This is a genomic window from Streptomyces sp. NPDC001070 (assembly GCF_053598835.1).
The window spans coordinates 12226-36942 of record NZ_JBSFLB010000017.1; the positions used below are offsets into that span (position 1 = coordinate 12226).

Consider the following 24717-nt stretch of genomic DNA (forward strand, 5'->3'; position numbering starts at 1 on the left):
CCGGCGAAAACCGCTTGCGCTCCCTTTGTAAGCTGTGTGACGGAGTCACATTCCTTACTCCTGCCCCTTTGAACGTCGGCGACGAAGCCGTGGAGCGCCCTGTGCCCAGTCCCTACCGCGCGATCTTCTCCACCCCGGGCACCAGGGGTTTCTCGGCGGCGGGTTTCATCGGCCGGATGCCGCTGTCCATGCTGGGCATCGGCATCGTGACGATGATGTCCCAGGTCACCGGCCGCTACGGGATCGCGGGCGCGCTCGCGGCGACCCTGGCCCTGGCCGGGGCCGCGCTGGGGCCCCAGGTCTCGCGCCTGGTGGACCGGTACGGCCAGCGCAGGGTCCTGCGCCCGGCGGCCGGGGTGACGGTGCTGGCGGTCGCGGCCCTGCTGGTGTGCGTACGGACCGGCGCGCCGGACTGGACCCTCTTCGCGTTCGTCGCGACGGCGGGGCTGACGCCGAGTCTGGGCGCCATGGTGCGGGCGCGGTGGGCCATGATCCACCGCGGCTCGCCCGCGCTGCTGCACACCGCCTACTCCTTCGAGTCGGTGGTCGACGAGATCTGCTTCATCGTGGGCCCGATCCTGTCGATCGGGCTGTGCACGATCTGGTTCCCCGAGGCGGGGCCGCTGCTCGCCGTGCTCTTCCTCGCGGCCGGGGTGTGGCTGCTGACCGCGCAGCGCTCCACCGAACCGCCGCCGCATCCGCGCGAGCAGCACAGCCCGGGCTCGGCACTGCGCTCCCCCGGGCTCCAGGTGCTCGTACTGACCTTTGTGGCGACCGGGGCGATCTTCGGCGCGGTGGACGTGAACACCGTGGCCTTCGCCGAGGAGCAGGGGCACAAGGCCGCGGCGAGCCTGGTGCTCGCCGTGTACGCGGCGGGTTCCTGCCTCGCGGGGGTGCTTTTCGGCCTGATGAAGCCGAGCGGTGCGGCGTCCCGCCGCTTCCTGCTGGGCGTGGCGGCCATGGCCGTGAGTATGATCCCGCCACTACTGGTCGGGAACTTGCCGTTCCTGGCCGTGGCGCTGTTCGTCGCGGGCCTGTCCATCGCACCGACGATGGTCACGACCATGGCCCTCGTCGAGCAGCTGGTACCGCGCGCGAAGCTGACCGAGGGCATGACGTGGACGAGCACGGGACTCGCGGTCGGTGTGGCGCTCGGCGCCTCGCTGGCCGGGTCGGTGATCGACGCGGCGGGGGCCCGGGCGGCGTTCGCGGTGCCCGCCTCCGCCGCGGCGCTCGCCGTGGTGGCGGCCTTCCTGGGGTACCGCCGGCTGGAGCCGGCGCCGGAGCTGGAGGGATCGCGTACGCATGGCTACGACGAGCAGGACCGCCGGGAAGACCACATGGCGTAACTGGGCGGGGACGGTGCGGGCCGTGCCCGCGCGGGTCGAGTCGCCCGCCTCGGTGGACGAGCTGTCGGCCGTGGTCCGCAAGGCGGCCGCGGACGGGCTGCCGGCCAAGGCCGTGGGCACCGGGCACTCCTTCACCTCGACGGCGGCGACCTCGGGCGTCCTGATCCGGCCCGAGCGGATGACCGCGGTGCGCGCCCTGGACCGCGCGGCCGGCACGGTCACCGTGGAGGCGGGCGTCCAGCTCAAGCACCTCAACGCCATGCTCGCCGCGGAGGGCCTGTCGCTCACCAACATGGGCGACATCATGGAGCAGACCGTGGCCGGGGCGACCAGCACCGGCACCCATGGCACGGGCCGCGACTCCGGGTCCATAGCCGCCCAGATCACGGCACTGGAGCTGGTGCTCGCCGACGGTTCGGTGCTGACCTGCTCGGCGGAGGAGAACGCCGACGTGTTCGCCGCCGCCCGGATCGGGCTGGGCGCGCTGGGCGTGGCCAGCGCCATCACCTTCGCGGTGGAGCCGGTCTTCCTGCTCACCGCGCGCGAGGAGCCGATGCGCTTCGAGCGGGTGGTCGCGGAGTTCGACCAACTGGTCGAGGAGAACGAGCACTTCGAGTTCTACTGGTTCCCGCACACCGACGGCTGCAACACCAAGCGGAACAACCGCAGCCAGGGTCCCGCCGCCCCGGTCCCGGCGGTGCGCGGCTGGATCGACGACGAGTTCCTGTCCAACGGCGTCTTCCAGGCGGCCTGCGCCGCGGGCCGGGCGGTGCCCTCGCTCATCCCCGGCATCGCCCAGATCTCCAGCCGGGCCCTGTCGGCCCGCACCTACACCGACATCCCGTACAAGGTGTTCACCCACCCGCGCCGTGTGCGTTTCGTGGAGATGGAGTACGCGGTGCCGCGCGAGTCCGCGGTGGAGGTGCTGCGGGAGCTGAAGTCCATGGTCGACTCCTCGGACTTCAGGATCAGCTTCCCGGTGGAGGTACGCGTCGCCCCGGCGGACGACATCGCCCTGTCGACGGCCTCGGGCCGGGACACCGCGTACGTCGCGGTGCACATGTACCGGGGCAGCCGGTACCAGGAGTACTTCACCGCGGTCGAGCAGATCATGACCGCCCATCAGGGACGCCCCCACTGGGGCAAGATCCACACCCGTGACGCGGACTACTTCGCCAAGGCGTACCCGCGCTTCGGGGAGTTCACCGCGCTGCGCGACCGGCTGGACCCGGACCGGCTGTTCCGCAACGACTACCTGCGGCGGGTGCTCGGAGAGTAGTTCCACTTGTGGGGTTTTTGTGAAGATCCTGCCCCAACTCCCTTGGCGTACGCAAAGTTCGACGGCGCGGCGCCCCACCGACGTGGTCCAAATGGAGTACTGTGACAAATCCTGGCTCCGGGGGGAGACGGCGCACTCGTCCCGGGGTGCCGTCGATCGATCCGAAGTCACCGGACGCCGAGTGGAGCGCTTGGTCACTCAGCGTTGCAAATAGGTAACGGTGCCATAACGGCGCGTCACGGCACACGCCCGACACGCCGAGAAACTCAGCAAGGTTGTGGCAGGCTGCACCCGGGCAGGTCACACTCGTCCATCGGGAGCAGCGACGCACGTGACGTCGGCAGGCACCACCCGGGAGGTAACCGTGCCCGAACTGCGTGTCGTGGCCGTCAGCAACGACGGCACACGACTGGTGCTCAAGGCTGCCGACAGCACGGAGTACACGCTTCCGATCGACGAGCGCCTGCGTGCGGCCATTCGCAACGACCGGGCGCGGCTGGGCCAGATCGAGATCGAGGTCGAGAGCCATCTGCGCCCCCGCGACATCCAGGCGCGGATACGAGCGGGCGCCACCGCCGAGGAGGTCGCGCAACTGGCCGGCATCCCGGTGGAGCGTGTCCGGCGCTTCGAGGGCCCCGTGCTGGCGGAGCGTGCCTTCATGGCCGAGCGGGCCCGCAAGACCGCGGTGCGGCGACAGGGTGAGAGCACCGGCCCGCAGCTCGGCGAGGCCGTCTCCGAGCGGCTGCTGCTGCGCGGCGCCGAGAAGGACAGCGTCCTCTGGGACTCCTGGCGGCGCGACGACGGCACCTGGGAGGTTCTCCTCGTCTACCGCGTGGCCGGCGAGCCGCACTCCGCGAGCTGGACGTACGACCCGCCGCGCCGGCTCGTCCAGGCCGTGGACGACGAGGCGCGCGCGCTCATCGGGGAGACGACCCAGGAGCCCGCGCAGGAGCCGAGCTACCCCTTCGTGCCGAGGATCGCGCGGCTGCCGCGCGACCGGGCGCTGGACCGGGCCGACCGCGCCGAGCGGACGGAGCGGGCCGAACGCACCGCCGAGGAGCGCGCGGAGGAGGAGCGCGACTCCCTGACCAGCCTCCTGGAGGCGGTGCCCAGCTTCCGCGGCGACATGGTCGTGCCGGCGCAGGCCGGGCCGCCCTCCACCACGCCCGACACGGCGACCGCGGCCACGGTCACGGACGCCGAACCCGACGCGCCCGAGGCGGACGAGGCGGCACCGCCCGCGGCCAGCGCCGGCGCGGGCTCCGCGTACGCGGACGTCCTGATGCCGCGCTCGGTCGGCGCCCACCGCGACCGGCTGGTCGGGTCCACGGACCGCCAGGCGGAGGCGGACGGTGTCCGTCCGGGACGGCGGGCGACGGTGCCGAGTTGGGACGAGATCGTGTTCGGCAGCCGGCGCAAGAAGCAGGACTAGGCCTTCCGCCTCCCGGAAGTCCGAGCGGCGGGTCCCCACCCGCGCCCAGGACCAGATGCAAAGAGCCGGACCCGGCCTCGGGTCCGGCTCTCTGCCGTCGCCGCGCGCCCGCCGGCCGGGCGCCCCGGAATGAAGTCCCAGAATGACATCCGACAGAAAGGGTGCGCAGCAGGCGAATCGCTCGGAGCTCGCCGTGCACAACTTCTGAGAATCCTCTGAATTCTTGGAGCAGGACGCGGGAGCGCTCCCAGCCGAGGACGCCGCGGCCACTCCTCGAACGTGACACATAGATCCCGCCATGCCCAGAAGAGAGGGATATGTCACACCGCGGACGGCCCGCGGATCGGCGTACTGCGCACCTTGTGCACGCATTGTCCGGTGCTACCACCCGGGGATGTGTGCATCTCGTGGATGCCCCGCGAGCGAATGAGTCACAGGAGACTCATGGTGTACCGTCTCCGTTCGAAGTGGCGAGTGGCCTCGGCCGAGGTTTCCCGAGCCGGCGCAGACGCTGTCGGGTAATCGCGTGAGAACGCATCATGGGGGCGGCTGCACGTCCATACGAATACCGCCACGCTTGTTCCGTCATATTGCCCCGGCACGGAGGAGCAGGGAATTCAGGCGTGACCCAAAAATCCACCCTTCCGCACGAACGGCGCGGAGCGCTCGCACCGGCCGGCCGCGTCGCCGCGCTGCTGCTGGTACTCGTCCTGTCGGTCGCCGTCGCGCCGGAGGCGTCCGCAGCGGTGTCCTCGGCCCCGATACCCGGCTCGCCCCTGGATGCCTACAACCGGCACATCGCGTACGACACCGGCGTGCACAAGATCGCCCGCCTCGCGGCCCTGATCTCCTACACGCTGATGGTGACCACGGTGATGTTCGGCGTCGTGCTGCGGCTCAGGTTCCTGCAGCGCACGGTCAACCGGGCGACGATCTACGGAGCCCACATGACCCTGGCGCTGTCCGCGCTGATCTTCGGGGCGATTCACGGCGTCACCTTCCTGTACCAGCCGATCTGGCACATCGGGGTGAGCGAACTCACCGTTCCCTTCACCGGCGGTCTGCAGCGGCTGCCGGTGGGGTTCGGGATTCTGGGAACGGAACTGGGGATCGCGGTCGGCTGTTCGGTGTGGTTGCAGCAGCGGCTGGGATACCACCGGTGGCTGAGGTTCCATCAGCTCGCCTACGCGGCGTTCCTCCTGATCTGGCTCCACGTCTTCACGGTGCATCCGGAGCCACGCCATCTCGACGTCGTCGCGGTCGTCGTGGCGGGCGGTGCGGGCGCGTGCCTACTCGCCTTCCTGATCCGTGTCCTGCCGTCACGCTCGAGGCTGCGGCAGCACTCGGCTCTCGCCTCGGAGGGTCTGCGTTGACGTATCCCGCGCCGGATGCCCGGCCCTACGGTGGCCCCGCCCCCCGGCAGCCGGCCCCGTACACCGGGTACCCTCACCCGGCCCCGGCGGACCGTCATCCCGGATCCGTCCCCCTGCGGCCAGGGCCGCCCGGGTATGCGCCGTCGCACCCTGCCCCGTACGTCCCGCACCAGCAACAGCGTCAGGGCGGCCATCCGCTGCCGCACGACGCCGGGCCTCCCCCGCTCGCGGTCCCGGAGCGGGAGCAGGCGCCGGTCCCGGCCGAGTCCTTCCAGCCCCCGGCCCCGACGCTCGTGCCCGAGACGGCGCCTGTGCGGATCAGCGTCGACAACAACCGCTGCCACATCTACGGGATCTGCCAGCAGGAGGCCCCCGAGGTCTTCCGGATCTCCGCGAGCGGCTCGCTCCACTACACGCGCAATGTGCCCGCCGAGTTCGCCGCGCAGGCCCGGCAGGCCGTGCGCTGCTGTCCGATGCAGGCCATCGGGATCCGGAGCGGCCCGGCCCCCGGCGGACGACAGCCCGTCCGGAGGCAGCGCAGTGGCTCGACCACCCGCGGCAGCAGCCGGCGCATCGTTGTGGCGGGCGGCGGACTCGCCGGGCTGAGCGCCGCGACCCGGCTGCGGGAAAGGGGCTTCGACGGCGAGCTGGTGATCGTGGGCGAGGAGAGCCGCCGGCCGTACAGCCGCCCGCCGCTGTCGAAGCAGTACCTCGCCGGCCGGCTCGGCGCCGAGCAACTGACCTTCCGGGCGGACGAGACGCTCGACGCCCACTGGCTGCTGGACACCCGGCTGGTCGGGCTCGACGTACCCGGCAGGACGCTGGAACTGCGTGGCGGGGAGCGCCTGCCGTACGACGGCCTCGTCATCGCCACGGGGGTGGACGCGAAGCGGCTCCCCGAAGCGCCGGTGTTCAGCGACCGGGTGCGCACCATCCGGACGCTGGAGGACGCCGCCGCGGTGCAGCGCGCGCTGCACGCCGCCCGGGCCCGCCGCGTCGTCATCCTCGGTGGCGGCTTCGTCGGCTGCGAGCTGGCCTGCACGGCGCGGGAGCACGGCATGGACGTCACCTTGGTGGTGCACAGCGCGCCGCTGCTGCGCCGGGTACTGGGCCCGCGGGTCGGCGAGGTGGTGGCCGGGATCCAGCAGCGGGCAGGTGTCGATGTGCGGCTGAGCACACAGATCACCGACTGGGCCGACCACGGCGAGGGGCTGCGCCTGCGACTGGACACCGGCGAGGTCCTCGACTGTGACTTCGTCGTCCTGGGGCTCGGCAGTGTGCCCCGTACCGAGTGGCTGCGCGGCAGCGGCCTGGAGATCTCCGACGGTGTGCTCTGCGGGCCGACCTGCCACGCGACCGACGTCTCCGGGCGCCTCGTGGGGACGATCGTCGCGGCCGGGGACGTGGCCCGGTGGCCCAACGCGCGTTTCGACGCCACGCCCCGGCGCGTCGAGCATCTGATCCACGCCGTCGAGATGGGCCAGCATGCCGCGGACTCCTTGCTGCGCGGCCCCGCTGCGCAGCGCTTCACTCCGGTGCCGCGTTTCTGGTCGGAGCAGCACGGGGTCCGGATGCAGGCGGTGGGAATCCCCGCACTGGGGGAGCACGTAGAGGTGGTCGACGGATCACTGCGTTCCGAGCGGTTCGTGGCCCGCTACTCCCGGGACACGCCGCACGGGCCCCAAATCGTGGCCGCCGTGGCCTTCGACATGCCGCTGGAACTGCTGGAGCACAGGGAGTCCATCGGCCGCACCCGTCCGCCCTCGCGGACCGTGAACAGGAGGAAGCGCCGTTGAGCCGCCGTACCAACCGCAGACGACGGATCGCGCGGCCGATGTACGGGGGCTTCTCCGTACGTGTGCTGAGTCTGCCCGCGCGTCTCCATGTGAGATGGCTGGTGATCCTCGCCGTCATGGTGGTGGCCATGGGCGCGTACGCGCGGGTGCTGATGACTGCACCCGCGATGCCTCCGGGCAAGGCACCCACCGTGGAGTCCGGCGACGGGCGGGCGGAGGCCGACCCGTCGCCGGACGCCGGCTGACAGCTCAGGGGGCTTGCCGGGGTCAGCCCGGCTGCGGCCCCGTCGCCACCGGCCGGCCGGCCGTGGACCACTCGCTCCAGGAGCCGACGTACAGCGCCGCGGGGATCCCGGCGACCGCCAGAGCCAGTACCTCGTGGGCGCCGGAGACGCCGGAGCCGCAGTAGACGCCGACCTCGGCGTCGGGCGTGGCACCCGCCTTGGAGAAGCGTGCCGCGAGCTCCTCACCGGGGAGGAGGAGCCCGGTGTCCGCGGCGACGTTCTCCGTGGTGGGGGCGTTGACCGCGCCCGGGATGTGGCCGGCGACGGGGTCGATGGGCTCGGTGTCGCCCCGGTAGCGCTCCGGGGCCCGGGCGTCCAGCAGGATGCCGCGCCGGGCCAGCGCCGCCGCCTCGTCGGCGGTGAGGACGGGTAGCGCGCCGGGCGCGGCGGTGAAGTCGCCGTCCTCGTCGGCGGGGACGTCCGTCTCCAGGGGCAGTCCCGCGGCCGTCCACGCCGCGAGGCCGCCGTCGAGGACGCGAACCCGCTCGTGCCCGGCCCACCGCAGCAGCCACCACGCGCGGGCGGCGCCCCAGCCCAGACCGCCGTCGTAGACCACCACGTCGCGGTCCGGGCCCACTCCCGCGCGGCGCATGGCGGCCGTGAACACCGCGAGGTCCGGCAGGGGGTGACGCCCAGCCGCCCCGGGCGGTCCGGCGAGTTCGGTGTCGAGGTCGACGTAGTGCGCGCCGGGGAGGTGCCCGGCCTCGTACGCGGGACGGTCGGGCGGGCCGCCCAGCTGCCAGCGGACGTCAAGAAGCGCGGCGCCTGAGGGGACTCCCTTCGGCTGCGCGGCCAATTCGGTTACGGTAATGACAGGATGCATAAGCCCATTGTGGTCAACCGGCGCGGGAAACCCGCGGCGCGGCCCCGGTCCGCGGCACGCCCGGTGGTGCGAGCATCGCTGTGGCACCTCCCCTGCAAGCCCGAGCGTTGCTCCCCAGGAGAGAATTGATGACCGAGGTAGGGAACCGCCACCCGCACGGCACTCCGTGCTGGGTCAGCCTGCTGGCACGCGGCGTCGAGGCCACGCAGGAGTTCTACAGCCATCTGTTCGGCTGGGAGTTCCACCCCGGTCCGCATTCGCTGGGCCAGTACATGCGCGCCACACTGAACGGGAAGAGCGTGGCCGGCATCGGCGAGCTGCCCAGGGACCGGCATCTGCCGATCGCCTGGACCACCTACTTCGCGGCGGACGACGCGGACAAGACGGCCGAGCTGATCCGGATCTGCGGCGGCACGGTCGGCGTGGGCCCGCTGGACGCGGACGACGCCGGGCGGGTGGCCATCGCCTCGGACCCGATGGGCGCGGTGTTCGGGGTGTGGCAGGCCCTGCACCACCGGGGCATCGAGGTCTCCGGGGAGCCCGGCGCGCCGGTGTGGAACGAACTGGTCACCCGTGAGGCCTCGCTGGTCGGCAAGTTCTACTCGGTGGTCTTCGGGCTGGAGGCCGACGCGGTCGTCTCCACCGACTTCGACTACCTCACGCTGCACCTCTCCGGCCGTCCCGTCGGCGGGATCCACGGCGTCGGCCGTGCCCTGCCGCGCGACCGGGGGGCGCACTGGATGACGTACTTCGAGGTCGCCGACACCGACACCGCCGCACGACAGGTGCTGGAGCTGGGCGGCAGCGTCATCCGCTCGCCGCGCGACTCCGAGTACGGCCGGCTCGCGACCGTGGCCGACCCCGAGGGCGCGGTCTTCACCGTGATCCGCTCCCGGCCGCAGCCGGGCGACCGGGACGGGGAGCAGCGGACCGGCGGAGCCGTGGACTAGTCGACCGGCAGGACCTCCGGCGAGATCGCCGCCGCGCGCGCCGCGGCCGCGGTCATCCGGCGGATGTGGTGGCGGCGGCACAGAACCTCGTAGCCGATCTCCGCGTCGGTGCGGTTGACGTCGCCGACGACGACCTGCTCGCCCTCGACGACCATCTTCCCGCCCACCGTGCGGGCGTTGTGGGTGGCCCGGGCGCCGCACCAGCACAGCGCCTCGACCTGGAGCACCTCTATCCGGTCGGCCATCTCGACCAGCCGCTGGGAGCCGGGGAAGAGCTTGGTGCGGAAGTCGGTCGTGATGCCGAAGGCGAAGACGTCCAGTCTCAGGTCGTCGACGATGCGGGCGAGCTGGTCGATCTGGTCCGGGGTGAAGAACTGGGCCTCGTCGACGATCACGTAGTCGGCGCGGGCGCCGCCGGACAGGTGCGTGACCAGGTAGCCGTAGAAGTCGAAGTCGTCGGCGGCCTCGACGGCCTTGGTCTCCAGGCCGAGCCGGGAGGAGAGGACGCCCTCGCCGGCCCGGTCGTTGCGGGTGAAGATCAGGCCCTCCAGGCCGCGGGCCGAGCGGTTGTGCTCGATCTGCAGTGCGAGGGTGCTCTTCCCGCAGTCCATCGTTCCGGAGAAGAACACGAGCTCAGGCATGAGGAGGCGGCGGCCTTTCGGGCGGGGCGGAGTGGTGGGCGGTGAGAGTGGGGGCGGTGCTTCAGGTGCGGACTTCGAGCAGGGGCACCAACTGCTCCGCGGGGGTCATCGAGCCGTGCAGGCCGACCATGGTGGACTCCCCCGGCTCGGTACGGGTGGCGACGATCGCGATGTCGTCCCGGGCGACGGCGACGACGTCGCCGATGCGGCCGCGCACCCGGTCCTCCACGAGGGGGCCGAACCATCCCGCGGCGATGGCCTCTTCGCGGGAGGCCACCCACATCTGCTCGCCGAGCACCTCGCTCCACACGGCGTGCACGTCGGCGGCCGCGCCCGGCACGGCGTAGACGTGGCGGGCGCGTGCCTCGCCGCCGAGGACGGCGACTCCGGCGCGCAGCTCCCAGTCCTCGTCGAAGTCGATCCGCGACTCGGGGTCGAAGGGGATGTCGATCATGCCGTGGTCGGCGGTGATGTAGAGCGCGCTGCGCGGCGGGAGCTGTTCGGCGAGCCGCTGGGCGAGCCGGTCGGCCATCATCAGCTGGCCGCGCCAGGCGTCGGAGTCGACGCCGTGCCGGTGGCCCATGGAGTCCAGCTCGCTGTAGTACGTGTAGACCAGCGCCCGGTCGGTCGCGGCGAGCCGCTCGGCGGTGAGGTCCATGCGCTCCTCGCCGGTGAGCCGTCCGTGGAAGGTCCCGCCGCTGAGAGCGATCTTCGTCAGCGGGGTGTGCTGGAAGGTGGGCGAGGTGACCTGGCAGGTCTCGATGCCGGCGGCCCGGGCGAGCTGGAAGACCGTGGGGTACGGCTGCCAGACGTACGGGTCGGTCCACGGCTGCCAGCGCAGCTGGTTCATCAGCTCGCCCGTGTCCGGGTTGAGCACGGTGTACCCGGCCAGGCCGTGCGCGCCGGGAGGCAGTCCGGTGCCCACGGAGGCGAGCGAGGTCGCGGTGGTGGAGGGGAAGCCCGCGGTGATCGGACGGCCGCTGCCGGTGGCCGAGCCGGCCATCAGCGAGTTGAGGAACGGCGCCTCGTCCGGATGCCGGCGGATCAGTTCCCAGCCCATGCCGTCGACGAGGAACACGCACGCACGGTCGGCGGGCGCGAGGTCGAGCGAGGTCGGCGGGGCGGTGGAGACGCCGAGTCCGGCGGCGACCGCGGGCAGCAGGTCGCTCAGCGCGGCGCTGCCGTAGCGGGGGGCGGGTGCGGTGTACGGATCGAGCGGCTCGTACGACGGGGCGGGATGGACCATCAGGAGGCCGTGCTCGCGGTGGCCTCGGAGAGCGCCTGCGCGAAGGCGAGGGCCTGCCGGACGGTCTCCGGGCCGTCGCCCGCCTCGCTGACGCGCAGGCTCAGGTCGTCGGCGGTGGATGAGCCGGTGTAGCCGTGGTCCGCCTCGCAGTTGGGGTCGCCGCAGGCGGCGGGCTCCAGGTCGATGCGGCTGACCGCCCCCCAGCCGATGGTCAGGACGACCTCGCGGGGCAGGGTGCCAGGGGTGTACGACTCGGGGTTGGCCACGACCCGGCTCAGTACGACCGAGGAGATCCGCTCGAGCTTGACCGACTCGGTGGAGGTGGTGGCGTAGGGGCTCGGGGAGGTGTCGTCGGCGCTCTGCTCGTCGGTGTGGCTGACGATGAAGCGGGTGCTGGTCAGGACCAGGACGGTGACGTGCCGGCGGACCTCGTTCGCATCGAAGGTCGTCTCCTGGTGGACCAGGTACGAGGCGACCGGCTCCCCGCCGACGGAGGCCTCCACGGCCTCGGCCACGAGGGCCGGGTAGTAGCCGCTGCGCTCGATCGCTGCGCGCAGCCCCTGGGTCGTCGTACCGGTCTTTGCCATGCGGACCATCCTAGTGCGGAGCACGTGTTCAGAAGGACGACAGTGCGCGCGGTCCGAGGTCCGTGCGGGCCGGGGGGCGCGCGAGACGGACGGAGGCACCGAGCACGGTGAGGCCGGCGGGGGCCACGACGACCGGTTCGAGGTCGACGGAGACCACCTCGGGCAGGTCGTCGACCAGCAGCGACACCCGCAGCAGCAGCTCCTCCAGGGCTCCGGTGTCCACCGGTTCCGCGCCGCGCCAGCCGAACAGCAGCGGGGCCGCCTTGATGGAGCGGACCAGCTCGGCGACGTCCCGGTCGGTGGCCGGCACCAGCCGGTGCGCCATGTCGCCGAGGAGTTCGGAGGCGGCGCCCGCGATGCCGAAGGAGAGCACGGCGCCCGCGGCCGGGTCGACGGTGGCGCGCACGACGGTGTCGACGCCGCGCGGCGCCATGGCCTGGACGACCAGGTGCAGCTCCTCGGGCTTGCCCAGCCGGGCGGTCAGCTCCTCGAAGGCGCGGCGCAGGTCGTCGGGGTCGGCGATGTCCAGGCGTACGCCGCCGAGGTCGGCGCGGTGGCGCAGGTGGGGTGCGGTGGTCTTCAGGGCGACGGGGTAGCCGAGGCGGCGGGCGGCCTCCAGGGCGGCGTCGATCCCGGGCGCGGGCAGCGCGGGCCGGACCACGACGCCGTACCGGGCGAGCAGGTCGGCGGCCGAGGACTCGTCGAGGGTGACGCCGGAGGTGTCCGCGGCGGGCTCCCCCGCGTCCTTGAGCAGCCGTGTGACGTCCCGGCACGCGGCCGCCTCGTCGACGTCCTCGAAGTCCGGCACCCTGCCGGGTGCCTGGGCGTCCCGGCGCCACTGGGCGTAGGCGGCGGCCCGGGCCAGCGCTTTCACGGCGCGTTCGGCGGCGCCGTAGGCGGGGATCCGGGCGGCCGCGAGGCGGGTGCCCATGGCCTCCAGCGCGGTGTGGACGATCACGACGGGCTTGGCGCCGCCGGACTCGTCCGCGGCGGCGCGGAGGGCCTCGGCCAGCGGGGGGTCGTCACTGGTGCCCGGGTCCTCTGCGAGTTCGGACCCGACCCTCGGGATGGCGGTGACCACGACGGCGTCATGGGCGGGGTCGGCGAGGGCGGCGGCGAGGGCGACGCGGAAGTCCTCTGGACCGGCGGCGGTGGTGAGGTCGAGCGGGAGGCCCGGCTCCAGTCCGGCGGTGAGGCAGGCGTCATAGGTGAGCAGGCCGAGGGACTCGGAGTTGCCGAGGATCGCGACGCGCGGCCCGGCGGGCAGCGGCCGGCACGACAGCAGCAGTCCGGTGTCGAGGAGCTCGGTGACGGTGTCGGTGCGGATGACGCCGGCCTGCCGCAGCAGCGCGGAGACGGTGCTGTCGGGAATGCGCGTGGCGGGCACGGCGTGGCCGGGCGGGGCAGCCTCCGAGTGCCGGGCGCCCTTGACGACGACGACCGGCTTGACGGCGGCGGTGCGCTTGGCGAGGCGGTAGAACTTCCGCGGGTTGCCGAGGGTTTCGAGGTAGAGCAGGGCGACGTCGGTGGCCGGGTCGTCGTACCAGAACTGCAGGATGTCGTTGCCGGAGACGTCCGCCCGGTTGCCCGCGGAGACGAAGGACGACAGCCCGGCGCCGCGCCGGCGCAGCCCGGAGAGCAGGGCGATGCCGATCGCGCCGGACTGGGTGAACAGGCCGAGCCGTCCGGCGTCCGGGGTCTCCGGCGACAGGGAGGCGTTGAGCCGTACGTCGTCGGCGGAGTTGAGGATGCCGAAGGCGTTGGGGCCGATGACGCGCATGCCGTACGAGCGGGCCTGTCGCACCAGCGCGCGCTGCCTGCGGCGGCCGTCGGCGCCGGACTCGGCATAGCCGGAGGAGATCACCAGCAGCCCGAGGACGCCGTGCCGGCCGCAGTCGGCGACGGCCTCGGCGACGTTGTCGGCGGGGACGGCGATGACGGCCAGGTCGATCGTGTCGGGGATCTCGGCGACGGAGCGGTGGGCGGGCACGCCCTCGGGGTCGAGGGTGCGCAGTTCCTCGGGGAACGAACGGTTCACGGCGTGGACGCGACCGGTGTAGCCGCCCGCGATGATGTGCCGGAGCAGGCCGCGGCCGACGCTCCCGGGGCGGCGGCCGGCGCCGATCACGGCGATCGAGGACGGGGCGAGCAGCCGCTGGACCGAGCGGGCCTCGGCGCGCTGCTCGCGGGCGCGCATGACGGCGAGGGACTGCTCGGTGGGCTCCAGGTCGCATTCGAGCCGGACGACGCCGTCGGTGAAACTGCGCTGCTGGGTGTAGCCCGCGTCGGTGAAGACCTTGATCATCTTGCGGTTGGCCGGGAGCACCTCGGCGATGAAGCGGCGGATGCCGCGCTCGCGGGCCACCGCCGCGATGTGCTCCATGAGCGCGGAGGCCACGCCGCGGCCCTGGTGCGCGTCCTGGACCAGGAAGGCGACCTCGGCCTCGCCGTCGTCGGTGCGGTCGTAGCGCACGGTCGCGATGAACTCGCCGCCGACGAGGGCCGCCAGGCCCACGCGGTCGCGGTAGTCGTGGTGGGTGAAGCGGTGCACGTCCCGGTCGGAGAGCCGGGGGTAGGGCGCGAAGAAGCGGTAGTACTTGGACTCGTCGGAGACCTGCTCGTAGAAGCTGACCAGCCGTCCCGCGTCGTCCGGCGCGATGGGCCGGACGTGGGCGATGCCGCCGTCGCGCAGGACCACGTCCGCCTCCCAGTGGACCGGGTAGTCGCGCTCTGCGGCGGGCGGCGGCGTTGTCATGGCCCAAGCGTACGGGTATCGGGGCACTGTGGGATGAGTGCGACGATGTGGTGGACGGGCCGCTCCTCGCGGCATGGCAGACTGGTCTAGACCTCCCTGGAACGATCCGAAGGGCAACACCATGGCTGAGCGCCGCGTCACCATCGGCTGGGCCGAGGGCCTCCACGCACGTCCCGCTTCGATCTTCGTCCGCGCCGCCACCGCCGTGGGCGTCCCCGTCACCATCGCCAAGTCGGACGGCGCCCCGGTCAACGCCGCCTCGATGCTCGCCGTGCTGAGCCTGGGCGCGGCCGGCGGCGAGGAGGTCGTCCTCGCCTCCGACGCCGAGGGCTCGGACGCCGCGCTCGACAGCCTGGCCAAGCTGGTCTCCGAGGGACTGGACGAGCTCCCCGAGACCGTCTGAAACCGCGGGAAACCGCGGTACGACGAAAGAGGCGGACCCGCGAAATCCGGCCGGATTTCGCGGGCCCGCCTCTTCGTCATTGCGGAGCCAATTCCGCGCAGCGCGCAGCGGAATCAGGCACGGGAAATAGGCCCGTGCACAATTCCTACAGTTGTATACGGCACTTCTGTTAATCGTGGCCGCTCGGCGTGTGTACGGCGTGTTTCCAATTCCTCACCGCGCCGCCGCGCCGCGTCCCGCGCGCTCCGGCCGGCGCAGCCGGTGCGCCGCGGTCGCCCGCTCGACGTGGGCCGCCATCAGCCTGCGGGCCCGCTCCGCGTCGCCGCGGGCCACCGCGTCCACGATCGCCCCGTGCTCCTCCCAGGACTCCACGGCGCGGCCCGGGGTGTCCACCGCGTACACCCAGGCGATCTTGTGCCGCAGCTGGGTCAGCAGGGCCACCAGGGTCGGGCTGCCCGAGGCCTGGGCCAGCGTCTCGTGGAACCAGCCGTCCAGCGCAGGCAGGTCCGACAACTGCCCCTGCAGGGAGCGCTCCTGGCCGAGCCGGACGAGGCCGCGCAGCACCTTCACATGCGCCTCGGTGCGCCGCTGCGCGGCCCGCGCGGCCCCCAGGGGCTCCAGCAGGCCGCGGATGTCCAGCAGGTCGGCGGCCTCCTGCTCGGTCGGCTCGGCGACGGACGCCCCGGCGTGCCTGCGGGTCTGCACGAAGCCCTCTGACTCCAGGGTGCGCAGCGCCTCGCGCACCGGGACCCGGGACACCCCGTAGCGCTTGGCCAGTTGCTCCTCGGTCAGCCGGCTGCCCGGCGCGAAGAACCCGCTGATGATGTCGTCACGGATCGCCGTGCACACCGCCTGGGCCGAAATTCGGCGCGCAGCGCCCCCGGTCCCGTTCACATCCGACCCCACATCGCCGGTTCCTTTCGGTGCGCGCCGACCGCCGTCGTTTAATCCCCGCGTAACGGAGGAGTCGGCGTTTCTGCGGCGACTCTATTCCAGCACGGCGCCGATTCCGACGGCAGCCCCGAATTCATGGAGCATTTTTGGACAGTCGGCGGCCGGGAAGCACCGGGTACGCCGAAGGCCCCGGCGGGGGACCGGGGCCTTCGTGTGGGGGGAGGGGATGGCTCAGATGTGGACGCCCTTGGAGCGCAGGTACGCCAGCGGGTCCACGTCGGCGCCGTACGTCGGGGCCGTACGGGCCTCGAAGTGCAGATGCGGACCGGTCACGTTGCCGGTGGCGCCCGACAGGCCGATCTGCTGGCCCGCGGAGACCTTCTGGCCGACCGACACGCTCAGGGAGGACAGGTGCCCGTACTGGGTGTACATGCCGTCCGCGTGGCGGATCACCACGTTGTTGCCGTAGGAGCCGCCCCAGCCCGCCTCGACGACGGTGCCGGCCCCGGCGGCGTGCACGGGGGTGCCGATGGATGCGTGGAAGTCCACGCCGGTGTGGTAACCGGAGGACCACAGACTGCTGGTCGCGTGGTACGGGGTGCCGATGGAGCCGGCGACCGGCAGCATCCACCCGCCGAGCGCGCCGCGGGCCTGCGCGCCGCCCCGCGACGCGTGCGAGGCGCTCTCGCGGGCGGCCTTGGCCTTGGCCGCCTTCGCGGCGGCTTCCCTGGCGGCCCGCTCACGGGCGACGCGCTTGGCGTGCGCGACGTGGGCGTCATGGCGCTTCTGCGCGACGTCGGCGGCCCGGTGCTGGGCCGTCGCCTGGTCGGCGATGTGCGCGGCCAGGTCGCCGGCGACCGCGGCGCAGCGGGCGAAGGCGGAACCGTCGGTCTTGGTGTCGGCGGCAGCGGCGGGCCCGACGAACGCGCCGGTGGTCATGGCGGTCAGCGCGGCGGCGCCGGCCAGGGTGGAGCGTATGGAGAACGACGCCATGGGCAGGCGGAGATCCTTTCCTTCCTTCTCGCCTACCGGGTTAGCTGACGGGTTCGGAGCAGGAAGGTCTCCTACGGGCGGCGGCAGGCCGCCCGATTCACCCCAGGGACATCTCGGATGGGTCCCCGGCTCCCCAGGCTCGCGCCTGACGGGGACTCGGCGATCGTTGCTCCGGTGCCGCGGGAGGCGGCTGCTTCCGCCGGGCAACCCGAGGACGCTAACCGGGTGTTGCGCCCGGGACCAAAAAAATCCGGCAATATGTGCCGGATGCCACACCGGCCCCCAACCGGCCGCAACGGTCCGTAATCCCGCGACACCACAGCTCCCGGGCTTCTCGCACCGCTCTGGTTCGCACCGCTGTCCTGGGACCCGGTCGTCATGGGCATGGACGGGCCCCCTTCGGAGGTCTGGTCCGCCCATATCCGGACCTATTACGACATGGAGATCCTGGACGAGGAGCAGGTGGCGCAGCTCCGCGCCGCGTTCCTGGAACGCGCCGCCGAACTGGCCGCTCCCGACGGTCGCATTCCATGAGGTATGAGGATCGATAGGGCCGCCGCGCGGCTGGACCGCTGAGGCCGTGCGTGCCGCGGCCCCGGGTGCCGCTGGGGCTCCCGGGGTCGCGTCGAAGGTGCCGCTCAGACGCCCGTGACGACCTCGACCGGGCCGATGCCCAGCTCACGGACGGGACCGGCGATGGCGGAGGCGTCGCCGACGAGGACGACGACGAGCCGGTCCAGGGGGAAGGCGCTGACGGCCGCGGCCGTCGCCTCGACCGTGCCGGTCGCGGCGAGCCGCTCGTAGAGCCGGGCCTGGAAGTCGTCCGGCAGATACTGCTCGACCTGGTCGGCGAAGGTGCCGGCGACCGCCGAGGCGGTCTCGTACCGCAGCGGGGCTACGCCCACCAGGTTCTGCACGGCGGCGTCGCGCTCCTCGTCGGTGAGCCCCTCCGCCGCCAGGGTGCGCAGCACCTGCCAGGTGTCGGCCAGCGCGGGAGCGGTGACGTCGGTCGCCACGGACCCGCTGATGCCCAGCAGGGAGACCCCGGTGCCCTCGGGTGTGGCGAGCAGCACCTGGCCGAAGGCCCGCACGCCGTACGTGTAGCCCTTCTCCTCGCGCAGGACGCGGTCCAGGCGCGAGGTCAGCGTGCCGCCGAGGCAGTACGTGCCCAGCACCTGGGCCGCCCAGACGGGGTCGTGGCGGTCGGCGCCGGCGCGGCCGATGAGCACCTGGGTCTGGACGGAGCCGGGCCGGTCGACGATCACGACGCGGCCGGTGTCGTCCGCGGTGATCGCGGGCAGCGGGCGGCGCTCGGCGGGCTTGCCGCTCCACTCCCCCAGCGTGTTGGCCAGGAGGTCGTCCAGCGCGATCCCGGTGAGGTCGCCGACCACGACGACGGTCGAGGTGGACGGCCGTACGTGCGTGTCGTAGAAGGCGCGGACGGCGGCGGCGTCGATGCGCGAGACCGTCTCCTCGGTGCCCTGGCGCGGCCGGGAGCAGCGCAGGTCGGCGGCGAAGAGCTCCTTGGACAGCGCCATGGCGGCGCGGCGCGCGGGGTTGGCCAGCTCGTGCGGGATCTCGTCGAGGCGGTTGCCCACCAGCCGCTCGACCTCGCTCTCCGGGAACGCCGGCGCGCGCAGCGCGTCGGCGAGCAGGCCGAGGGCCTTGTCGAGACGGGAGGCGGGGACCTCCAGGGAGACCCGGACGCCGGGGTGGTCGGCGTGGGCGTCGAGGGTGGCCCCGCAGCGCTCCAGCTCGGCGGCGAACTCCTCGGCCGTGTGCTTGTCCGTGCCCTCCGACAGGGCCCGGGCCATCATCGTGGCGACGCCGTCCAGACCCTCGGGCTCGGCGTCGAGCGGCGCGGAGAGCAGCACCTCGACGGCGACGACCTTCTGGCCGGGGCGGTGGCTGCGCAGCACGGTCAGCCCGTTGGGCAGCGTGGAGCGCTCGGGGGCCGGGAAGTCCCAGGGCTTGGGCTGCCCCGGCTTGGGCTGCGGGTGGAACGTCATGGTGCTGTGGACGTCGGTCACTGGTCCGCGCCCTCCTCGTCCTCGTCGGAGTCCTCGCCGGAGGCTGCCGGGGAGCCCGTGGGCTCGTAGACCAGCACGGCGCGGTTGTCGGGCCGCAGGGTGGCGGCGGCGATGTCGCGCACCTCGTCGGCGGTGATCTCCAGGATCCGCTTCACGGCGGTCAGCGCCAGCTGCGGGTTGCCGAACAGTACGGCGTACCGGCACAGTTCGTCGGCGCGGCCGCCGACCGTGGCGAGCCGGTCCAGCCACTCGCGTTCGAGCTGGGCCTGCGCCCGCTCCATCTCCTCCGGGGTCGGGCCCTCCTCGGCGAAGCGGGCCAGCTCCTCGTCGACGGCTGCCTCGATGGCGGGCACCTCGACGCCGCTGGAGGCCTTCACGTCGAGCCAGCCCAGCGAGGGCGCCCCGGACAGCCGCAGCAGGCCGAAGCCGGCGGCGACGGCGCTGCGGTCACGGCGCACGAGCCGGTTGTGCAGCCGGGAGGACTCCCCGCCGCCCAGGACCGTCAGGGCGAGGTCGGCGGCGTCGGCCGAGCGGGTGCCGTCGTGGGGCAGCCGGTAGGCGGCCATGAGCGCCCTGGACGGGACGTCCTCCTCGACGACCTCGCGCAGTTGCCCGCCCATCACTCCGGGGAGTGAACCGTCGCGAGGCGCCGGCTTGCCCTCGTGGGCGGGGATGGTGCCGAAGTACTTCTCGACCCAGGCGAGCGTCTGCTCGGGATCGATGTCGCCGACGACCGCGAGTACGGCGTTGTTCGGCGCGTAGTAGGTACGGAAGAAGGCGCGCGCGTCATCCAGGGAGGCGGCGTCCAGGTCCTCCATGGAGCCGATGGGCGTGTGGTGGTACGGGTGGCCGTCCGGGTACGCCAACGCGGTCAGCCGCTCGAAGGCGGTGCCGTACGGGACGTTGTCGTACCGCTGGCGGCGCTCGTTCTTGACCACGTCGCGCTGGTTGTCCAGGCTCTGCAGGTCCAGCGCGGACAGCAGGCTGCCCATGCGGTCCGCCTCGAGCCACAGGGCCAGCTCCAACTGGTGGGCCGGCATGGTCTCGAAGTAGTTGGTCCGCTCGAAGCTGGTGGTCCCGTTGAGCGAGCCGCCGGCGGACTGGACCAGCTCGAAGTGGCCGTTGCCCTTGACGTTCGCCGATCCCTGGAACATCAAGTGCTCGAAGAGGTGGGCGAGTCCGGTACGGCCCTTCACCTCGTGTCGGGAACCGACGTCGTACCAGAGGCAGACCGCGGCGACCGGGGTGAGGTGGTCCTCGGAGAGCACCACGCGCAGGCCGTTGGCCAGGCGGTGCTCGGTCGCGGTGAGGCCGCCGGATTCTGCCTCCGGCGTGGCCGTGTGACCCATGGGCAAGCTGTCCTTCCGGTCGCGTACTCGTTAGTTTTGTGCTGAGACCTGCCACTCTAGGCAGCGGACAAACGGCCCGCGAAGTTCCCGTCACCGCCACGAATGAGGCGGGGGGTGTCCGGGCTGTCGGTGGGGCGGTCCACAATGGTCCGCGTCAGTCCCGTGTTCTTACCCGATGAGGTCCAGCCGAAGGAGCAGCGCCCTGATGGCCCGCCGCACCACGAAGACCCCGCCGCCGGACGATTTCGAGGAGCGCATCCTCGACATCGACGTCGTCGACGAGATGCAGGGGTCCTTCCTCGAGTACGCCTACTCGGTCATCTACTCGCGCGCGCTCCCCGACGCCCGCGACGGGCTCAAGCCGGTGCACCGCCGGATCGTCTACCAGATGAACGAGATGGGGCTGCGCCCCGAGCGCGGCTTCGTGAAGTGCGCCCGCGTCGTCGGCGAGGTGATGGGCAAGCTCCACCCGCACGGCGACGCCTCGATCTACGACGCGCTGGTGCGCATGGCGCAGCCGTTCTCCATGCGCCTGCCGCTGGTCGACGGCCACGGCAACTTCGGGTCGCTCGGCAACGACGACCCTCCGGCCGCCATGCGTTACACGGAGTGCCGTACGGCCCCGGCCGCGATGCTGATGGTCGAGTCGATCGACGAGGACACCGTCGATTTCGCGCCGAACTACGACGGCCAGGAGCAGGAGCCGGTGGCCCTGCCGGCCGCGTACCCGAACCTGCTGGTCAACGGCGCCTCCGGCATCGCGGTCGGCATGGCGACCAACATGCCCCCGCACAACCTGGGCGAGGTCATCGCCGCCGCCCGCCACCTGATCCGTTACCCGAACGCGGATCTCGAGACGCTGATGCGGCACGTCCCCGGCCCGGACCTGCCGACCGGCGGCCGGATCGTGGGTCTGGACGGCATCCGGGACGCGTACGAGACCGGTCGCGGCACGTTCAAGATCCGCGCCACGGTCTCCGTCGAGGACGTGACGGCCCGCCGCAAGGGCCTGGTGGTGACCGAGCTGCCGTTCACGGTCGGCCCGGAGAAGGTCATCTCCAAGATCAAGGACCTGGTCGGCTCGAAGAAGCTGCAGGGCATCGCGGACGTCAAGGACCTCACCGACCGCGAGCACGGACTGCGGCTGGTGATCGAGGTGAAGAACGGCTTCCACCCCGAGGCCGTCCTGGAGCAGCTGTACAAGCTGACCCCCATGGAGGAGTCCTTCGGCATCAACAACGTGGCGCTGGTCGACGGCCAGCCGCTTACGCTGGGCCTGAAGGAGCTGCTGGAGGTCTACCTCGACCACCGCTTCGAGGTGGTCCGGCGGCGCAGCGAGTTCCGCCGCGGCAAGCGCCGCGACCGCCTGCACCTGGTCGAGGGCCTGCTGGTCGCCCTGGTCGACATCGACGAGGTCATCTCGATCATCCGCTCCAGCGACAACGCCGCCCAGGCCAAGGAGCGACTCATCGAGCGCTTCTCGCTCTCGGAGATCCAGACCCAGTACATCCTCGACACCCCGCTGCGCCGCCTGACCCGCTTCGACCGGATTGAACTGGAGTCCGAGCGGGACAGGCTGACCGCGGAGATCGAGGAGCTGACCCGGATCCTGGAGTCCGACGCCGAGCTGCGCAAGCTGGTCAGCGCCGAGCTGGCCGCGGTCGCCAAGAAGTACGCGACCGAGCGCCGCACGATGCTGCTGGAGCCGGGGGCGACCCCGATCGCGGCCGTGCCCCTGGAGGTCGCCGACGACCCGTGCCGCGTGCTGCTCTCCTCGACCGGGCTGCTGGCCCGTACGGCCAACGGCGAGGCGCTGACGCCGGGCGACGGCAAGCGGGTCAAGCACGATGTGATCCTCTCGGCGGTCCCGACGACCGCGCGGGCCGACATCGGCGTGGTCACCTCGACCGGGCGCCTGCTGCGGCTCGCCGTCATCGACCTGCCGATCCTGCCGGAGCCTTCGGGCGCGCCGAACCTGGCGGGCGGCGCACCGATCGCGGAGTTCCTGTCGCTGGAGCCGGACGAGCAGGTGGTGTGCCTGACCACGCTGGACGAGTCCTCGCCGGGCCTGGCACTGGGCACCGAGCAGGGCGTCGTCAAGCGCGTAGTGCCGGACTACCCGGCGAACAAGGACGACCTGGAGGTCATCACCCTCAAGGAGGGCGACCGGATCGTCGGCGCGGTCGAGCTGCGCACCGGCGAGGAGGACCTGGTCTTCATCACCGACGACGCCCAGCTGCTGCGCTACCCGGCGGGCCAGGTGCGTCCGCAGGGCCGCCCGGCCGGCGGCATGGCCGGCATCAAGCTGGCGGACGGCGCCAAGGTGATCTCCTTCAACGCGGTGGACCCGTCGGCCGACGCCGTGGTCTTCACTCTGGCCGGGGCCCGCGAGACGCTCGCCGGGGCCGAGGAGGGCACGGCCAAGCTCACGCCGTTCGACCAGTTCCCGCGCAAGGGCCGGGCGACCGGTGGCGTACGCTGCCAGCGCTTCCTCAAGGGCGAGGACATGCTGCTCCTCGCCTGGGCCGGCGGTACCCCCGCCCGGGCCGCCACCTCCACGGGTGCGCCCGCCGACCTCCCGCCGAAGGACCCGCGCCGCGACGGCTCGGGCGTGGCGCTCACCAAGCGGGTGGCGGTGATCTCCGGGCCGGTGTGACCGGCCCGCACACAGCGATGAGGGGCGCGGCGCCCGGTGCGGGTGCCGCGCCCCTCGGCGTCCGCGGTGTCAGGACGCGTACGCCCGCGGCCCGCCGGAGCGGGCCGCGGGCCTGTCCTCCGGATCGCCCCGGCGTCGCGCCGCAGGGATCCGATCCGGAGGAGGACAGGCACTTACTCGCCCAGGCGCAGCCAGACCGCCGTGTCCCGGGGCAGCCGGCCGTCCTCGGCGAGCGGGCCGCTGGCCAGCAGGAGCCGCCGGTGGGAGGGGAGCTCGACCGGGGTCGCGGACATGTTCAGCACGCAGGCGAAGCCGCCCTCGCGCCGGAAGTGCAGCACGTCGGCGGGGCCGTCGTACCAGCTCATCGGGCCCTCGCCGAGGCCGGGTTCGGCGCGGCGGAGCTCCAGGGCGGTCCGGTAGAGGCTCAACATGGAGGAGGGGTCGGCCTCCTGGGCCTCCGCGGTGTAGGCCGCCCAGTCGGCCGGCTGCGGCAGCCAGGGGCGCTCGCCCCCGAAGCCGTACGGCGGCGCGTCGCCCGACCAGGGCATCGGCACGCGGCAGCCGTCACGTCCCGGGTCGGTGCCCCCGGAGCGGAAGTACATCGGGTCCTGCAGCAGCTCGGCCGGGATGTCCTCGACCTCGGGCAACCCCAGTTCCTCCCCCTGGTAGAGGTAGACCGAACCGGGCAGGGCGAGGGTGAGCAGGGCCGCGGCGCGGGCGCGCCGGGTGCCGAGCTCCAGGTCCGTGGGGATGCCGTGGGCCTTGGCCGCGAAGGCGAAGCCGGTGTCCTGGCGGCCGTAGCGGGTGACCGTACGCGTCACGTCGTGGTTGGCCAGCACCCAGGTCGCCGGGGCCCCGACCGGCGCGTGCGCGGCGAGGGTCGAGTCGATGGAGGCGCGCAGCCGGCCGGCGTCCCAGGGGCAGGCCAGGAAGTCGAAGTTGAAGGCCGTGTGCAGCTCGTCGGGGCGCAGGTAACGGGCGAAGCGTTCGGCGTCCGGCAGCCACACCTCGCCGATCAGCACGCCGCTGTAGGAGTCGGCGACGGTGCGCCAGGAGCGGTAGATGTCGTGCAGCTCGTCACGGTCGATGTACGGGTGCGGGTCGCGGCCCTCCACGAAGTCCGGCAGGTCGGGATCCTTGGCGACCATGGCCGCCGAGTCGATGCGCACCCCGGCCACGCCGCGCTCGAACCAGAAGCGCAGCACGTCCTCGTGCTCCCGCCGGACCGCGGGGTGGGCCCAGTTGAGGTCGGGCTGCTCGGGCGCGAACAGGTGCAGGTACCAGTCGCCGTCCGGGAGCCGGGTCCAGGCGGAGCCGCCGAACTGGGAGCGCCAGCCGTTGGGCGGCAGTTCACCGTTCTCGCCGCGGCCGGTCCTGAAGTGGAAGAGCCCCCGCTCCGGACTCCCCGGCCCCGCGGCGAGCGCGGCCTGGAACCAGACGTGCTGGTCGGAGATGTGGTTGGGGACGATGTCGACGATGGTGCGGATGCCCAGGCCACGGGCCTCGGCGATCAGCTTCTCGGCGTCGGCCAGGGTCCCGAAGGCCGGGTCGATGGCCCGGTAGTCGGCGACGTCGTACCCGCCGTCGGCCATGGGCGAGGGGTACCAGGGGTTGAACCAGAGGGCGTCCACGCCCAGCGCGGCCAGGTACGGCAGTCTGGACCGCACCCCGGCGAGGTCGCCGGTGCCGTCCGCGTCTCCGTCGGCGAAGCTGCGTGCGTACACCTGGTAGATGGCGGCGCCGCGCCACCACGCGTCGGTGGCCTCGGCCGGGTGGATGTCTGCCACGTGACTGGTCCTTTCGGGCAGCTGGGACCGCGCCGCCCGCCCCGGGCGGGCGGCGTGGTGCTGGACGGGTGCGGCCGGGAGGCCGTCGGG

20 protein-coding genes and 1 riboswitch are annotated in these 24717 nt (G+C 72.6%); of the genes, 10 read left to right on the forward strand and 10 right to left on the reverse strand.

Annotated elements, in window-relative coordinates; all coding sequences use genetic code 11:
• Positions 1–101: 101 nt before the first annotated feature.
• The 6 genes from ACWDAS_RS21395 to ACWDAS_RS21420 all read left to right on the forward strand — a co-directional run bounded on the left by ACWDAS_RS21395 (position 102) and on the right by ACWDAS_RS21420 (position 7474).
• Positions 102–1349, forward strand: coding sequence for an MFS transporter (locus tag ACWDAS_RS21395; RefSeq protein ID WP_450393090.1), 1248 nt, complete (start codon positions 102–104; stop codon positions 1347–1349).
• Complete coding sequence (locus tag ACWDAS_RS21400; protein ID WP_450393092.1) at positions 1306–2628, forward strand: D-arabinono-1,4-lactone oxidase; 1323 nt, start codon at positions 1306–1308, stop codon at positions 2626–2628. The genes ACWDAS_RS21395 and ACWDAS_RS21400 overlap by 44 nt, the downstream gene beginning before the upstream one ends.
• A gap of 331 nt (positions 2629–2959) precedes the next feature.
• Positions 2960–4060, forward strand: coding sequence for a septation protein SepH (gene sepH, locus ACWDAS_RS21405; RefSeq protein ID WP_450393095.1), 1101 nt, complete (start codon positions 2960–2962; stop codon positions 4058–4060).
• A 623-nt stretch (positions 4061–4683) separates the two neighbouring features.
• Entirely contained in the window at positions 4684–5433 is a 750-nt protein-coding gene (locus ACWDAS_RS21410) for a ferric reductase-like transmembrane domain-containing protein (RefSeq protein WP_450393096.1), read from the forward strand.
• Positions 5434–5744: 311 nt separating this feature from the next.
• Entirely contained in the window at positions 5745–7229 is a 1485-nt protein-coding gene (locus ACWDAS_RS21415) for an FAD-dependent oxidoreductase (RefSeq protein WP_450393098.1), read from the forward strand.
• Positions 7226–7474, forward strand: coding sequence for a hypothetical protein (locus ACWDAS_RS21420; RefSeq protein ID WP_450393100.1), 249 nt, complete (start codon positions 7226–7228; stop codon positions 7472–7474). Before ACWDAS_RS21415 ends, ACWDAS_RS21420 begins: the two co-directional genes overlap by 4 nt.
• A gap of 22 nt (positions 7475–7496) precedes the next feature.
• On the opposite strand, the gene ACWDAS_RS21425 is transcribed toward ACWDAS_RS21420, so the two are convergent.
• Positions 7497–8336 (reverse strand): sulfurtransferase, encoded by an 840-nt coding sequence (locus tag ACWDAS_RS21425; RefSeq protein ID WP_450393102.1) that lies wholly within the window; start codon positions 8334–8336, stop codon positions 7497–7499.
• A 128-nt stretch (positions 8337–8464) separates the two neighbouring features.
• On the opposite strand from ACWDAS_RS21425, the gene ACWDAS_RS21430 reads away from it, so the two are divergent.
• A complete protein-coding gene (locus ACWDAS_RS21430) occupies positions 8465–9286 on the forward strand; it encodes a VOC family protein (RefSeq protein ID WP_450393104.1) in 822 nt (273 codons plus the stop codon).
• Here the strand turns inward: ACWDAS_RS21430 and ACWDAS_RS21435 are convergent.
• The 4 genes from ACWDAS_RS21435 to ACWDAS_RS21450 all read right to left on the reverse strand — a co-directional run bounded on the left by ACWDAS_RS21435 (position 9283) and on the right by ACWDAS_RS21450 (position 14515).
• On the reverse strand, positions 9283–9927 hold the full coding sequence (locus ACWDAS_RS21435) for a thymidine kinase (protein ID WP_450393107.1): 645 nt from the start codon (positions 9925–9927) through the stop codon (positions 9283–9285). The two genes, ACWDAS_RS21430 and ACWDAS_RS21435, sit on opposite strands and share 4 nt — an antisense overlap.
• A 61-nt stretch (positions 9928–9988) precedes the next feature.
• Positions 9989–11173, reverse strand: a complete 1185-nt coding sequence (locus tag ACWDAS_RS21440) for an alkaline phosphatase family protein (RefSeq protein ID WP_450393110.1) — start codon at positions 11171–11173, stop codon at positions 9989–9991.
• Positions 11173–11760, reverse strand: a complete 588-nt coding sequence (locus tag ACWDAS_RS21445; protein WP_450393112.1) for a DUF5998 family protein — start codon at positions 11758–11760, stop codon at positions 11173–11175. Before ACWDAS_RS21445 ends, ACWDAS_RS21440 begins: the two co-directional genes overlap by 1 nt.
• A 28-nt stretch (positions 11761–11788) precedes the next feature.
• Positions 11789–14515, reverse strand: coding sequence for a bifunctional acetate--CoA ligase family protein/GNAT family N-acetyltransferase (locus ACWDAS_RS21450; protein ID WP_450393115.1), 2727 nt, complete (start codon positions 14513–14515; stop codon positions 11789–11791).
• 121 nt (positions 14516–14636) lie between these two features.
• Here ACWDAS_RS21450 and ACWDAS_RS21455 point away from each other — a divergent pair, with 121 nt between their 5' ends.
• Positions 14637–14918 (forward strand): HPr family phosphocarrier protein, encoded by a 282-nt coding sequence (locus ACWDAS_RS21455; protein WP_450393117.1) that lies wholly within the window; start codon positions 14637–14639, stop codon positions 14916–14918.
• 213 nt (positions 14919–15131) lie between these two features.
• Here the strand turns inward: ACWDAS_RS21455 and ACWDAS_RS21460 are convergent, their stop codons facing one another.
• Positions 15132–15824 carry a GntR family transcriptional regulator gene (locus ACWDAS_RS21460; RefSeq protein ID WP_450393120.1) on the reverse strand — a complete coding sequence of 231 codons (693 nt, stop codon included), beginning with the start codon at positions 15822–15824 and terminating at the stop codon, positions 15132–15134.
• A 219-nt stretch (positions 15825–16043) separates the two neighbouring features.
• Positions 16044–16805, reverse strand: a complete 762-nt coding sequence (locus ACWDAS_RS21465) for a M23 family metallopeptidase (protein WP_450393124.1) — start codon at positions 16803–16805, stop codon at positions 16044–16046.
• A 15-nt stretch (positions 16806–16820) separates the two neighbouring features.
• A riboswitch (cyclic di-AMP (ydaO/yuaA leader) is annotated at positions 16821–16977 on the reverse strand.
• A 212-nt stretch (positions 16978–17189) separates the two neighbouring features.
• On the opposite strand from ACWDAS_RS21465, the gene ACWDAS_RS21470 reads away from it, so the two are divergent.
• Complete coding sequence (locus ACWDAS_RS21470; protein WP_450393127.1) at positions 17190–17339, forward strand: hypothetical protein; 150 nt, start codon at positions 17190–17192, stop codon at positions 17337–17339.
• Positions 17340–17443: 104 nt separating this feature from the next.
• Here the strand turns inward: ACWDAS_RS21470 and ACWDAS_RS21475 are convergent, their stop codons facing one another.
• Positions 17444–18814 carry a M16 family metallopeptidase gene (locus ACWDAS_RS21475; RefSeq protein ID WP_450393412.1) on the reverse strand — a complete coding sequence of 457 codons (1371 nt, stop codon included), beginning with the start codon at positions 18812–18814 and terminating at the stop codon, positions 17444–17446.
• Between the two features lie 17 nt (positions 18815–18831).
• On the reverse strand, positions 18832–20184 hold the full coding sequence (locus ACWDAS_RS21480) for a M16 family metallopeptidase (RefSeq protein ID WP_450393129.1): 1353 nt from the start codon (positions 20182–20184) through the stop codon (positions 18832–18834).
• A gap of 205 nt (positions 20185–20389) precedes the next feature.
• Between ACWDAS_RS21480 and ACWDAS_RS21485 the strand changes: the two genes are divergently transcribed.
• On the forward strand, positions 20390–22840 hold the full coding sequence (locus tag ACWDAS_RS21485) for a DNA gyrase/topoisomerase IV subunit A (protein ID WP_450393132.1): 2451 nt from the start codon (positions 20390–20392) through the stop codon (positions 22838–22840).
• A gap of 173 nt (positions 22841–23013) precedes the next feature.
• On the opposite strand, the gene ACWDAS_RS21490 is transcribed toward ACWDAS_RS21485, so the two are convergent.
• Complete coding sequence (locus ACWDAS_RS21490; RefSeq protein ID WP_450393135.1) at positions 23014–24627, reverse strand: glycoside hydrolase family 13 protein; 1614 nt, start codon at positions 24625–24627, stop codon at positions 23014–23016.
• Positions 24628–24717 lie beyond the last annotated feature (90 nt).